The organism is Devosia faecipullorum (assembly GCF_015158295.1).
Lineage (GTDB): Bacteria > Pseudomonadota > Alphaproteobacteria > Rhizobiales > Devosiaceae > Devosia > Devosia faecipullorum.
This window is the reverse complement of sequence record NZ_JACDXV010000003.1, coordinates 183,536-196,306: the sequence shown is the minus strand read 5'-3', so window position 1 is coordinate 196,306 and position 12,771 is coordinate 183,536. Positions and strand designations below refer to the sequence as shown.

Sequence of the window (12,771 nt, the reverse complement as noted above, 5' to 3'; positions counted from 1 at the left end):
TTGACGCTCAACCCGGCTGGCACCACCTTGCCCGCATGCTATTTGATTCGCCCCGTTTCCGCCCATGACCTGGCTGGCCGAAACCGCCATGCTGAGCCAGAACTGGCGCCGCTTCCTGCTGCTGTTCGTGGCTGGGGCGCTGGCCGGTCTTTCGGCGCCGCCATTTTTCCTGCTGCCGCTCCTGTTCCTCGCCATGCCGGTCTGGGTCTGGGCGCTGGATGGCGCGGAACGCCTTCGCGGCTGGCGGCGCCTGTTCGGGCCGGCCTTTACCATCGGTTTTGCCTTTGGCTGGGGCTATTTTCTCGTCGCCTTTCACTGGCTGGGCGCCGCCTTCTTCGTCGATGGCGGCTGGGTTCTGGCGGCCATGCCCTTCGCCATTGCCGGCCTTGCGGCGCTGATCGCCCTGTTCTGGGGGCTGGCCAGCGCGTTGGCGCATCTGTTCTGGAGCCATGGCTGGACCCGCATCCTGACCCTGGCCGCCTGGCTCGGGGCCGCCGAATTCGCGCGCGGCCACCTCTTTACCGGCTTTCCCTTCGATCTTTTGGGCTACAGCCTCACCGGCACCGACGAGATGATGCAATTGGCTTCCATCATCGGCGTCTATGGACTGAGCTTTCTCGCGCCGCTCCTCGCCATGACGCCGTCTTTGGTCTGGCCCGCCGATGAGCGCAATTGGTCGCGCCGGTTGGCCCCGCTTTTCCTCGCTTTTCTCGTCATCGCCACCCAGCTCGGCTTTGGCTGGAACCGGCTGGCGGGCAATGTCTCGACCGAGCGGCAGGACATGGCTTTGCGGCTGGTACAGCCCCTGGTCTATGAACATGCCGATTTCGGCAATGTCGACCCGGTGGCGCTGGTGGACCGGCTGATCATGCTCTCGGACATGCGCATGGACCCCGCCGATCAGGGGCTCGAGGACATCACCCACCTGATCTGGCCCGAATCGAGCCTGCCGTTTTTCCTCGAAACCTATCCCGAGGCGCTGGCGCGCATCGCCCGCATGCTGCCCGAACAGGCGAGTCTCATTGCCGGAGTACCGCGCCGGCCGCTGGCGCTCGATGGCGTCGCGCCGGGCCAGCCGCCCTATAATTCGGTCATCGCTATCAATAGCGACGGCGAGGTGGTGGCCTCCTATGACAAGGCCCATCTGGTGCCGTTCGGGGAATATCTGCCCTTCGCGCCGTTTTTCGCGCAATTGGGACTGACCCAGTTCGTGCCCGGCGCCGAGGGTTGGTCGGCCGGCGACATGCGCCGCCGGCTGATGAGCCTGCCCAATGCGCCGGCGGCGCTGATCCTGGTCTGCTACGAAATCATTTTTTTAGGCGATCTGGGCGATACGGGCGGGGCGCAATTCCTGCTCAATCTCACCAATGACGCCTGGTTCGACGCCTATGCGATGGGCCCGGCCCAGCACGCCCATCATGCGCGGCTGCGCGCGGTGGAAGAGGGGATGAGCCTGGTGCGCGCCGCCAATACCGGCCTCACCTTCGCCACCGATCCGCTGGGCCGCATCACCGCGCAATTGACGCCGGGTGAAATGGGCGTGCTCGATCTGCGTCCGCATCAGAAATTGCCGGGCACCGTCTTCGCGCAGCTGCGGCACTGGCCCTTCCTCATCGCCGTCCTGGCCGGGATGCTGGTGGGGCTGGTGGCCTCGCGGCGCGGCCGCCGCCGCCGGCCCTTTTAGGCGCCAAATTCAGGCCAGCAATCCACCAGCCGGTGGACGAAAAAGCAAAAGCCGCGCAATCCGTTGGGATTACGCGGCTTTTAGCTTGAAATTGGTGCCCAGAAAAGGACTCGAACCTTCACACCTTGCGGCACACGGACCTGAACCGTGCGCGTCTACCAATTCCGCCATCTGGGCGACGGGCGAGTAACTAGGGCGTCCCCATCCCATTGTCAATGCGCATTCTTGGCTCCGTTAGAAGTTTGCCCCATCCCAATGGTGGACGCTCTCGCGATCGACGGGCGGCGCCGGCTCGAAACAGTTCACATTGACCATCACCATGGCCTTGCCGTCGCCGGCAATGCCGCGGGCAAAAGCCTCGATGCCGCAGGTCTTGCAGAACAGATGCTCGATCTTTTCGCTGTTGAAGCGGTAAAGGGTGAGATTGTCGGCGCCCGCGATCAGCCGGAACTGCTCGGCGGGTGCCGATTGCATGATCCAGCCCAGCCGCCGGCAGCGCGAGCAATTGCAATCGCCGAGACCCGAAAGGTCGGTATGGATGCTGAAGCGGACCGCGCCGCAATGGCATTGGCCGTGATAATCCTGCGCTTGTGGCATGGTTGATCTCCCTGATCGAACAAAAGAAGAACAAATGCCACGCCGAGTCAAGCCGCGCAGCGAAATGCCGCTATGGCAAGGCTCGACAGGAGCAAGAGGCTTGCGCTAGAAGCGGCTGAGTTCATCCAGCCTGTCGCGGAGCCCCGTCAATGGATCGCAATATCCCCAAGCTCGTCACCATTTTCGGTGGATCGGGATTTGTCGGCAACCATCTGGTTCAGTTGCTGGCGCGCGAGGGCTATCGCATCCGCGTCGCGGTGCGCCGCCCTGATCTGGCCGGGGAAACCCGCATGTTCGGCGGCGTCGGCCAGGTCGTGCCGGTGCAGGCCAATCTGCGCGACGACGCTTCGGTGACGCGCGCCGTGGCCGGCGCCGATATCGTCATCAATCTGGTCGGTATCGGTTTCGAGCGCGGCAAGCAGCGTTTCGACGCCGTCCATGTCGAGGGTGCCGCCCGCGTCGCTCGCGCCGCCAGGGCCCAGGGCGCCGGCGCGCTGGTGCATCTTTCGGCGCTGGGCGTCGACAAGGCCGCCGCCATCAGTTCCTATGCCGCTTCCAAGCTGGCCGGCGAGCAGGCGGTTCTGGACGCCTTTCCCGAGGCCGTGATCATCCGTCCCTCGATCATGTTCGGGCAGAATGACGGTTTCTTCAACCTGATGGGCACGCTGGCGCGGCTTTTCCCGGTCATGCCTCTGGTCCATGGCCAGAGCCTGTTCCAGCCGGTCTTTGTCGGCGATGTCGCCGCCGCCCTCGCCAAGGCGAGCGAAGGCGCGGTCAAGACCGGGCGCGTCTATGAACTGGGCGGTCCCGACGTGGAGACGCACAAGGCGCTGATGCAGCGCATCCTGCGCGAGGCCGGCCGCAATCGTCCGCTCCTGCCCTTCCCGGCGGGCCTTGCCAGGTTCGGCGCCGCCCTGCTCGGCATCCTGCCGTTCAAGCCGCTGGTCACCGCCGACCAGATCAACCTGCTCGGCGTCGATAATGTGGTTTCCGAGGCAGCGATCAAGGACAAGCGCAGCTTTGCCGCCTTCGGCATCGTCCCGACCGGCATGGACGCCATCCTGCCCACCTATATGTGGCGCTTCCGCCGCCATGGCGAATTCGACCGCGACCACAAGCCGGCGGCCCATGGCAGTATTTCTGCCTGATCGACCAAGACAATTTCTGCCTTTGCACCCCCGGACCTCGGTTCGGGGGTTTTTTGTTGCTGGGCGGACGGCGGAATCTTCCAAGATATATCTTGAAACCGGGCCGCATGGTGCCGATTTGCTGCGGGAAGGGCTTTTACGATATATCTGGAGATAGATCATGAGCTATTGGAACAACGGCGAACCGAACTGGCGCAGGCTGGAACAGATGGCGCGGCGCGGCTGGGGCCGCATGCAGCGCCTGGCCGATGACGAACTAGGCAATTTGGGCGGCAATGTCCGCGTCGGGCGCATGCTGGCCTCAGGCGATCTGCGGCTGGTGGCGCTCTATTTCATCGAACAGCAGCCGCGCCACGGCTATGACCTGATCAAGGCGGTGGACGAGCGCTCCAACGGCGTCTATTCGCCCAGCCCCGGCATCGTCTATCCGGCGCTGACCTATCTCGAGGAAGCCGGCTATGTCACGTCCTCGGCCGATGGCAACAAGAAGCTCTATGCCATTACCGAGGCGGGCCGCGCCCATCTCGAGGAAAACCGCGAGGCGGTGGCCTCGACGCTGGATTTTCTCGCCCGCACCGGCGAGCAGATGAACCGGTTTCGTGAATTCGTTCGGGCCGATTTTCCGTTTGGGGGCGAGAGCCGGCCCGAGGACGGCAATGTGCCGCCCCATTGGGGCGAACGGAGCGAACGCGACCAGCCCATGCACGACGCCATTCCCGAACTGGAAGCGGCGCGCAAGGCGCTGAAACAGGCGCTCAAGAAAGCCCGCAAGGGCAGCGACGAGCAGCAGCGCCGCGCCGCCGACATCCTCCGCCGCGCCGCCGCTGAAGTCGACGGGCTGGGCGATGACGAGGTGGATATTTAGAGAAGGGCGTGACGAGCCCCCCCACCTGGCCTCCCTCTCAAGGGAAAGGCCGGGTGGGTCTTGCTAAAGTCCCGGCTTGGTCCTGAGGAAGTCGAGCACCATCTGCACCGCATGGGCCTCGCGCTCCTGCACCATGCCGACGCTGGAGAGGTCGCGCTCGAAGATCACCGACAGCGTTGCCGTATTGGAGACGTAGAAAAAGCCGAGCGCCGCGACGGAAATGTAGAGCTGCACCGGATCGACGTCGCGGCGGAAAATGCCGCTGGCCGCGCCGCGCTCGATGATCGCGGCGATCTGGCCCACCAGCGGGGAATGCAGCGCCTTGATGTCGGGCAGGGTCTTGAGGAAGCGGGCATTCTCGATGTTTTCCGTGCCCAATAGGCGCGGAAACCACGGATTGGCGAGGAAGTGCCGGAAGGTGAAGCGCACCAGCCGGTCCATGGCCTGGACCGGGTCATATTGATCGAGCGAGAGCGCCCGCTCGCCCTGCCTGATCTCCTGATAGGCGTCGAGCAGCACTGCCCGGTAGAGATCTTCCTTGTTGCCGAAATAATGGTAGAGCAGCCGCTTGTTCGCCTCGGCCCGTTCGGCAATGGCGTCCACCCGCGCCCCCTCGAAGCCGCGATCGGCAAATTCCACCCGCGCCGCCGCCAGGATGGAGGCCTTGGTCTTGGCAGAATTGCGCTTGCGCGTCGTCGCCTCGGGCTTGTTGGCCTCAGCCTTGCGCTTGGGCGCCTCCGCCATTGCGGATGAAAAGGGCTCGGACACGTCGATTTACCGCCGGGATGGACATGAGGATGGTGCAAAAGATGATGGTGCAGATAACAGCGCTGATCGGCCGGGTAAAGAAGGGCGTGGGATCGCCATTGGTCAGCGCCAGCCCGCGCCGCAGGTTGAGATCGAGCAGATCGCCCAGAACGATCCCCAGCACCAGCGGCGCCATGGGATATTTCATCTCGCGCAGGATGAAGCCGACAATGCCGAAAAATACCATGACATAGACGTCGAACATGCGCTGGGTGATGGCGAAGGAGCCGACCACGCACAGCACATAGATGACCGCCATCAGCCGTTCGCGCGGCACCGAGAGCACCTTGATGAAAATCCTGGTGAGCGACAGCCCGAAGATCAGATTGGCGAAGGTGGCCAGAAGCAGCATGGCCACGACCTGATAGAGGAAGGGCGCATTCTCGATCATCAGCATCGGGCCGGGCCGGATGCCGTGGATCATCATGGCGGCGATGAGCACGGCGGCGGCGGCCGAGCCGGGCAGGGCCAGCGTCAAGGTGGGGATCATGGCGGCCGAGACCACGGCATTGTCGCCGGTTTCTGCCGCGATCAGGCCTTCCTGGCTGCCCTTGCCGAATTCTTCGGGGTTTTTCGAGCGCTTCTTGGCCAGCGCATAGGAAGACCAGGCGCCCACATCCTCGCCGACGCCGGGAATGATGCCGACAAAGGTGCCGACAATGCCCGAGCGGATGATGGTCTTCCAATATTGGAAGATTTCCCGCAGCGTGGGAATGACCCGGTCATTGACCGCCGCGATGCGGGGCATGGCGGTGCGCTTCATGGTGGAGAGGATTTCGGCGAGCCCGAAGGCCCCGACCATTGCCGGGATCAGATCGACGCCCGCCCCCAGCGCCGGAATGCCGAAGGTGAACCGCTGATGGGCATGCAGGGTTTCCATGCCCACCATGGCCACCAGCAGTCCCAGAATACCGGCAATATAGCCCTTGAGCGGGGTGTCCGAGCCGGTCATCTGCCCGGAAATGACCACGCCGAACAGGGCGAGCCAGAAGAATTCGTAGGAGCCGAACTTGAGCGCCGCCTCGGCCAGCAGCGGCGCGATGATGGCGAGAAAGAAAATGCCCACCAGCGTGCCCAGCGTCGAGGACGTGGTGGCCAGGCCCATGGCCAGGCCGGCCTTGCCCTGCATGGCCAGCGGATGGCCGTCGAGCGTGGCCGCGGCATTGGCGGGGGTGCCGGGAATATTGAGCAGGATGGCGGTGCGGCTGCCGCCATAAATGGCGCCCAGATAGACGCACATCAGCGTCAGGATCGCCTGGTCGGGGGCCATCTTGTAGGTGAGCGTCACCAGCAGCGCGACGCCCATCGTGGCGGTGAGCCCCGGCAGGATGCCGACGGCAAGGCCGAGCAGGGTCGCCCAGGCAACATTGAACAGGCCCGCAGGGGTGAGGAAATGGGCAACGCCCTGCCCGAGAAGAATGAGACCGTCGAACATAAAGCTCTTTCCCTAGGGCAGACGCACGAGGAAGATCTGTCCGAAGATGTAATGGACGCCCAGCCCGGCGGCGAGGGCAACGACGCCCGCCCAGATCAGAGTGCGCGGCAGCGATCTCGGCCGGTCGGACAGCACGGTCTCGAACAGGATGATGAAACTGAAGATGAAGAGCGCGGAGGCCAGCCAGAACGGCATGCGGCCGACCAGACCCAGCGTATAGACCAGCGCCAGAACAAGGACGGTGAGCACGCGCAATGCCTGCCAGGAGAGGAGCACGCGGACGAGCGCCGCGCCGCCGCCTTTGCTGTCGAGCCGGGCGGAGCGCGCGGCCAATAGCCCGCCGCACAGGGTCAGCGCCAGGCCCAGAATGAACGGCACGAGGCCAGGAATGGTGGCCGGATGGATGCGGCGCACTTCCAGCCTGTCCATGGTCCAGGAGAAATAGGTGACCACCAGCCCCAGGCCGATCAGCACGATGGCGGTGATGAGATCGGCGCGCAGCCGGGCCGGGTCGCGATCGTCGTCATTGGGCATGGGATCGGTCTGGATTGTCATTCTGTCCGGGCCTGAAAAGGGCGCTTGAGCATGCTGGCATATTCACCGTCATTGTCCGGCCCGCGCGAAGGGCATGAGCCACCGGGACGGGCCCGGCTTTGGCGGTGGATGAGAGAAGCGCGGGGGCCGCCGGCGCCATGCCGTGCGGCCCCCGCTGGTTTTATTGCGCGCCGATTTCGGTGCGGGTGGCGCAATCGATGCCGATCGTGGACGGATCCTTGACCGCTTCGCCGCGCAGGACCGCATCACAGGCTTCGAGGATCACCACCGGCATGGCCAGGGCCCGGGCTTCGGCGCCATGGGAGGGCGCAAAGACCGCGCCGAAGGTCTCGGCATAGGTCTTGAGCGAATCCGCATTGGAGACTTTCTCGGCCCAGATCTTGTCCAGCGTGGCGACGACCTCCTCGGGCACCCCGGCCGGCACGAAAATGCCGAAATAATCGGGGGCCAGCTCCATGTCGGGCAGCCAATTGGTGATCGGCGGGATCGGCTCGACGCCGTCGAGCACCAGCGGCTGGTCGGACAGCACCGCCAGCGCCTTGAGACGGCCGCCACGGATCAATTCGGTCTGTTCCACCGCCAATTGCGTGGTGACCATGGCTTCACCTGCCGCCGTCGCAATGGCTGCCGGCCCGCCGCCGTCATAGGTGATCATGTTATATTCAAAATTATCCGCCGCACCGGAAAGGGCCGCGATGGCGGTGCCGCCCGAAGAGGTGATGCCGGCGGTGGCGACGCTGATGCCTCGGCCCATATCGGACTGGAAGGCGGCCAGCAATGCGCCGAAATCGGTGAACTGGCTATCGGCGGGCACCGACACGACCGGCACGTTGGCGACCGAGAGATAGATGTGCCAATCGTCGATATTGGTGTTTTCGAGCAGGCCCGTCACCGCATAGGTGGCATTGTTGGCGATGGCATTGGCGGTCCAGGTATAGCCGTCGCGCGCCGCGTTCAGCACTTCCTGGGTGCCGATGGCGCCCGAGGCGCCGGGCTGGTTGACCACCACGACATCCACGCCCAGCGCTTCGGCCAGAATAGGGGCGGTGACGCGGGTGACCTGGTCGGTCGAGCCGCCGGCGCCCCAGGGCACGATCAGGTTGATTGGCCGGTCCGGCTTCCATTCCTGAGCGAAAGACGAGGTGGCGAAAGAGATGGCCGTTCCCAGCGTCAAAAGGGCAGTGCCCGACGCCAGGACGCGCCGCAGAGACTGCTTCATCGTCATAGTCCTCCCATGTTTCGGGGCCGCTTCTTGTGGCCCTCGAGCGGCAGATTGCGAGCGATGGAATGGCCTGTCAAGCGTTAAGTAACCAGACGGTGAGCTATCATTTGTTCCGTTGATGGCCTAAACGGCTGTCATTCACGGGTGTTTCGCACTAGATTTTGCTGGGGCGCGGGCCTGGTGAACCGGTTCGTTATCGATATTGAGGGCGGTGATGGATTTCGATCTCGAACGCATGACGATCATGGGCCTGGCGTTGGCGGCGGGCGCCGTGGTCAAGGGCGCCACCGGCATGGGCTTGCCGTTGGTGGCGCTGCCGGTCCTGGCCTCGGTCTTCGGCCTCCAGCACGCCGTCGGCATCCTCGCCATCACCCAGGCGCTGACCAATTCCATGCAGATGTGGCAGTTCCGGGCGGCGCGGGCCGATACGCGGCTGGGTTTCCTGCCGGCCTTTCTCGTGGCCGGCGGCGTCGGCGTGGTGCTGGGCACCTGGCTGCTCCGAACCCTGCCGGAACGGGTGCTGATCCTGTCGCTGGGCCTCTTGCTGCTGGCCTATTTCCTGCTCAAGGTCGCCCGGCCGCATCTGCGGGTCGATGAGGCCCTGGCCCGGCGCGCCGGGCCCGTGGCCGGCTTTGGCAGCGGTCTCTTGCAGGGGGCAACCGGCATTTCGGCGCCGGTCGGCGTCACTTTCATCCATGCCATGGGTCTCGACCGCGCCGCCCATGTCTACGCCGTCTCCGTCATGTTCCTGGTGCTGGGCCTCGTGCAATTGCCATCGCTGGTGCTGAGCGGAATCATGCAGGGGGCATGGGTCTTTGAGGCGCTGCTCGCCATGATCCCGGTACTGGTCTTCATGCCGCTGGGCCAGGCGCTGGCCGGCCGGCTCGACCGCCGCACCTTCGATCTGATGATCCTCATTTTTCTTGGTCTCATGGGCCTCAAAATGGTGCTCGGTCTCTGAGCACCGATGACCACCGACCAAGGTCGCAGCTCTGCCCGCTTGACGACGTCCCGCGCCCGCTATAGGTAAGTAACCAATCAGTTACACCGAGCGGGGACGCGGGAGAACGGAATGGCAGAACAGCGCATTGGCATCATCATGCATGGCGTCACCGGACGCATGGGTTACAACCAGCACTTGGTGCGCTCGATCCTGGCGATCCGCGACCAGGGCGGCATCGGGTTGAGCAATGGCGACCGGCTGGTCGTCGACCCCATCATTGTGGGCCGCGACCGCGACAAGATCGAAGCCCTGGCCAAGAAGCACAATATCGTCCGCTGGGGCACCGATCTCGATGCGGCCCTGGCCAATCCCGACGACACGATCTTTTTCGACGCGGGCACGACGCTGATGCGCGCCGGGCTGCTGGAACGCGCCCTTGCCGCCGGCAAGCATGTCTATTGCGAAAAGCCGACATCCGATGATCTCGACATTGCGGTGAACCTGGCCAAGACCGCCCGCGCCTCCGGTCTCAAGCATGGCGTCGTGCAGGACAAGCTGTTCCTGCCGGGCCTGCAAAAGCTCAAAATGCTGCGCGACAGCGGCTTTTTCGGCAAGATCCTGTCGGTGCGCGGCGAGTTCGGCTATTGGGTCTTTGAGGGCGATTGGCAGAAGGCGCAGCGCCCGAGCTGGAATTACCGCAAGAATGACGGCGGCGGCATCATCCTCGATATGCTGTGTCACTGGCGCTATGTGATGGATAATCTCTTCGGCGAAGTGCAGGCCGTGTCCTGCCTGGGCGCCACCCATATCCCGCAGCGCGTCGATGAAAACGGCAAGGTTTTCGATTGCGACACGGACGATGCCGCCTATGCCACGTTCGAGCTTGAAGGTGGCATCATCGCCCAGATCAATTCGAGCTGGACCACCCGCGTGCGCCGCGACGATCTGGTGACCTTCCATGTCGATGGCACGCATGGATCAGCGGTGGCGGGCCTGCACAAATGCTGGACCCAGCATCGCGTCAACACCCCCAAGCCGGTGTGGAATCCCGACCAGCCGCAGACGATGAACTTCTTCAACGACTGGGAGGAAGTTCCCGACAATTGGCCGGCCGATAACGGCTTCAAGGCGCAATGGGAAATGTTCCTGCGCCATGTCGCCGAGGACGCGCCCTGGCCCTATGGGCTGGAAGCCGGCGCCAAGGGCGTGCAATTGGCCGAACTGGGCCTGAAAAGCTGGCAGGAACGGCGCTGGCTCGATGTTCCCAAGCTGGAATTCTGAGGGCGCGGAGCCCCTCCCTTCACGGGTGTCATTCTGGCACAGGCCGGAATCCATGCGGACGATCATCCCCCAAGCCTGATGGCGCGGCGGAGCAAGGACATGGATCCCGGCCGGCGCCGGGATGACACCGCAGATGTTGAGATTTCAAGGACACGCCCCCATGCCGACGATCAACCTGCCCAATCCCGACCGCTCCATCAGCCCCTATCGGGTGAGCGGCGACCCCATACCTTTCGTCAAGTTCAAGGCCAGCGATTTCCCGCGCATCGCCTTTGCCGCCGCCCATGTGGTGGCCGATCCGCTGGCCGGCAACGATCCCTGGCTGACGCCCGCCATCGACTGGGACCGGACCCTGGCATTCCGGCACCGGCTCTGGGATCTGGGGCTGGGCGTGGCCGAAGCCATGGATACGGCGCAGCGCGGCATGGGTCTGGGCTGGGCCGAAGCCAGGGAATTGATCCGCCGCTCCCAGGCCGAAGCGCGGGGACGCGAGGACGCGTTGATCGCCTATGGCGCCGGCACCGATCATCTCGCGCCCGGGCCCGATGTCACCATCGACGACATCTTGCGCGCCTATGACGAACAGGTGGGATTCGTGGAAGGCGAAGGCGGTCGTGTCATCCTCATGGCCAGCCGCGCCCTGGCCGCCGCCGCCAGATCGCCCGACGATTATGCCCGCGTCTATGGCCACGTGCTCGCCAATGTGGCGCAGCCGGTGATCCTGCATTGGCTGGGGGAAATGTTCGACCCGGCCCTCCAGGGCTATTGGGGCAATATCGACCATGACCGGGCCATGGATACCTGTCTCGATGTCATCGCCGCCCATGCCGACAAGGTGGATGGCATCAAGATTTCCCTGCTCTCGGCGGAAAAGGAAATCGCCATGCGCCGCCGTCTGCCGGCGGGCGTGAAAATGTATACCGGCGACGATTTCAATTATGCCGAACTGATCGCAGGGGACGAAAAGGGCTATTCGCACGCCCTGTTGGGCATTTTCGACGCCATCGCTCCGGCGGCCTCGGCGGGGCTGGCGGCTTTGGGGCGGGGCGACAACAAGGAATTCTTCGATATTCTCGAGCCCACCGTGCCGCTCTCGCGCCATATCTTTGCGGCCCCGACACGCTTCTACAAGACCGGCGTGGTCTTTCTCGCCTATCTCAACGGATTGCAGGACCATTTCACCATGGTCGGCGGCCAGGAATCGACCCGCTCGCTCCAGCATCTGGCCGAATTGTTCCGGCTCGCCGACAAGGCGCGGGTGCTGGCCGACCCCGATCTGGCGATCCAGAGGATGAAGGCAGTTCTGGCCGTGCATGGAGTGTCGGCATGACCGAACGCAAGATATCGCTTAACCTGGCCACCACCCGCCAGCAATGGGGGTTTGCCGAGGCGGTGGATGGGTGCCTGCGCGCCGGCATTACTGCCATCTCGCCCTGGCGCGACCAGATCGCCGCCATCGGCCTCGATGAGGCGGCGCGCATCGTGCGCGAGAACCGCTTGCAGGTCACCGGCGTCTGCCGGGGCGGCATGTTCCCGGCCGCGACAGCGCAGGGGCGGCAGGCCAATATCGACGACAATCTGCGCGCCATCGACGAAGCCGCCGCGCTCAATGCCGATTGTCTCGTGCTCGTGGTCGGCGGCCTGCCCGAGGACAGCCGCGACATTGGCGGCGCGCGCCAGATGGTGGCCGACGGCATCGCCGCCATGCTGCCCCATGCAAGGGCCTCGGGCGTCAAGATCGCCATCGAGCCGCTCCATCCCATGTATGCCGCCGACCGCGCCTGCGTGAACACTATAGATCAGGCGCTCGATATCTGCGAAATGCTGGGCGAGACGGTGGGCGTCGCCATCGACGTCTATCATGTCTGGTGGGATCCCAATCTCGCTGGCGCCATTGCCCGCGCCGGGCGGATGAAGCGCATCTTCGCCCATCACATCTGCGACTGGCTGGTGCCGACCAAGGACATGCTGCTCGATCGCGGCATGATGGGCGACGGGGTGATCGATCTCAAAGGCATTCGCAAGATGATCGAGGATGCCGGCTTTTTTGGCCCCCAGGAGGTGGAAATCTTCTCCCGGGACAATTGGTGGCAGCGCGACGGCGACGAGGTGCTGGCGGTGATCAAGGAGCGCGTGGCCAGCGTCTGCTGAAAACGTCGCCCGCAGGATTTCCCCATGTCGTCACCATCCGCTTGTCGGATTGGCCCATGTCCCGGCAAGATGGATTGCCCGGA

The 12,771-nt window shown here is 64.3% G+C and carries 12 protein-coding genes and 1 tRNA gene; 7 read left to right on the top strand and 6 right to left on the bottom strand.

The genetic code is table 11. The features are described from left to right. The first annotated feature begins 64 nt into the window (after window positions 1-64). On the top strand, window positions 65-1,684 hold the full coding sequence (lnt, locus tag H0482_RS10270) for an apolipoprotein N-acyltransferase (RefSeq protein ID WP_193729960.1): 1,620 nt from the start codon (window positions 65-67) through the stop codon (window positions 1,682-1,684). Between the two features lie 92 nt (window positions 1,685-1,776). Here lnt and H0482_RS10265 read toward each other — a convergent pair. Together H0482_RS10265 and H0482_RS10260 are read right to left on the bottom strand one after the other, a co-directional pair. Beyond that, window positions 1,777-1,861, bottom strand: a tRNA-Leu gene (locus tag H0482_RS10265). A 57-nt stretch (window positions 1,862-1,918) separates the two neighbouring features. Continuing rightward, entirely contained in the window at window positions 1,919-2,281 is a 363-nt protein-coding gene (locus H0482_RS10260; protein WP_193729959.1) for a GFA family protein, read from the bottom strand. Between the two features lie 149 nt (window positions 2,282-2,430). On the opposite strand from H0482_RS10260, the gene H0482_RS10255 reads away from it, so the two are divergent. Both H0482_RS10255 and H0482_RS10250 read left to right on the top strand, forming a co-directional pair. Further along, the gene (locus H0482_RS10255; protein WP_193729958.1) at window positions 2,431-3,429 is read left to right on the top strand and encodes a complex I NDUFA9 subunit family protein; all 999 of its coding nucleotides are present in this window, start codon (window positions 2,431-2,433) and stop codon (window positions 3,427-3,429) included. 160 nt (window positions 3,430-3,589) lie between these two features. After that, window positions 3,590-4,294, top strand: coding sequence for a PadR family transcriptional regulator (locus H0482_RS10250; RefSeq protein WP_193729957.1), 705 nt, complete (start codon window positions 3,590-3,592; stop codon window positions 4,292-4,294). Between the two features lie 63 nt (window positions 4,295-4,357). Here the strand turns inward: H0482_RS10250 and H0482_RS10245 are convergent, their stop codons facing one another. From H0482_RS10245 to H0482_RS10230, 4 genes are all read right to left on the bottom strand, one after another. Further along, window positions 4,358-5,062, bottom strand: a complete 705-nt coding sequence (locus H0482_RS10245) for a TetR/AcrR family transcriptional regulator (protein WP_193729956.1) — start codon at window positions 5,060-5,062, stop codon at window positions 4,358-4,360. Next, window positions 5,010-6,536 (bottom strand): tripartite tricarboxylate transporter permease, encoded by a 1,527-nt coding sequence (locus H0482_RS10240; protein WP_193729955.1) that lies wholly within the window; start codon window positions 6,534-6,536, stop codon window positions 5,010-5,012. The genes H0482_RS10245 and H0482_RS10240 overlap by 53 nt, the downstream gene beginning before the upstream one ends. A gap of 12 nt (window positions 6,537-6,548) precedes the next feature. Next, window positions 6,549-7,091: a tripartite tricarboxylate transporter TctB family protein gene (locus H0482_RS10235; protein ID WP_193729954.1), complete on the bottom strand. Its 543-nt coding sequence runs from the start codon at window positions 7,089-7,091 to the stop codon at window positions 6,549-6,551. Between the two features lie 160 nt (window positions 7,092-7,251). Next, window positions 7,252-8,310: a Bug family tripartite tricarboxylate transporter substrate binding protein gene (locus tag H0482_RS10230; protein ID WP_193729953.1), complete on the bottom strand. Its 1,059-nt coding sequence runs from the start codon at window positions 8,308-8,310 to the stop codon at window positions 7,252-7,254. Window positions 8,311-8,527: 217 nt separating this feature from the next. On the opposite strand from H0482_RS10230, the gene H0482_RS10225 reads away from it, so the two are divergent. The 4 genes from H0482_RS10225 (at window position 8,528) to H0482_RS10210 (ending at window position 12,688) form a co-directional block, all read left to right on the top strand. Beyond that, the gene (locus H0482_RS10225; RefSeq protein WP_193729952.1) at window positions 8,528-9,274 is read left to right on the top strand and encodes a sulfite exporter TauE/SafE family protein; all 747 of its coding nucleotides are present in this window, start codon (window positions 8,528-8,530) and stop codon (window positions 9,272-9,274) included. Between the two features lie 111 nt (window positions 9,275-9,385). Next, the gene (locus H0482_RS10220) at window positions 9,386-10,537 is read left to right on the top strand and encodes a Gfo/Idh/MocA family protein (protein ID WP_193729951.1); all 1,152 of its coding nucleotides are present in this window, start codon (window positions 9,386-9,388) and stop codon (window positions 10,535-10,537) included. A gap of 160 nt (window positions 10,538-10,697) precedes the next feature. Beyond that, window positions 10,698-11,867, top strand: a complete 1,170-nt coding sequence (locus H0482_RS10215; protein ID WP_193729950.1) for a dihydrodipicolinate synthase family protein — start codon at window positions 10,698-10,700, stop codon at window positions 11,865-11,867. Further along, complete coding sequence (locus H0482_RS10210) at window positions 11,864-12,688, top strand: sugar phosphate isomerase/epimerase family protein (protein ID WP_193729949.1); 825 nt, start codon at window positions 11,864-11,866, stop codon at window positions 12,686-12,688. Before H0482_RS10215 ends, H0482_RS10210 begins: the two co-directional genes overlap by 4 nt. Window positions 12,689-12,771: the final 83 nt, after the last annotated feature.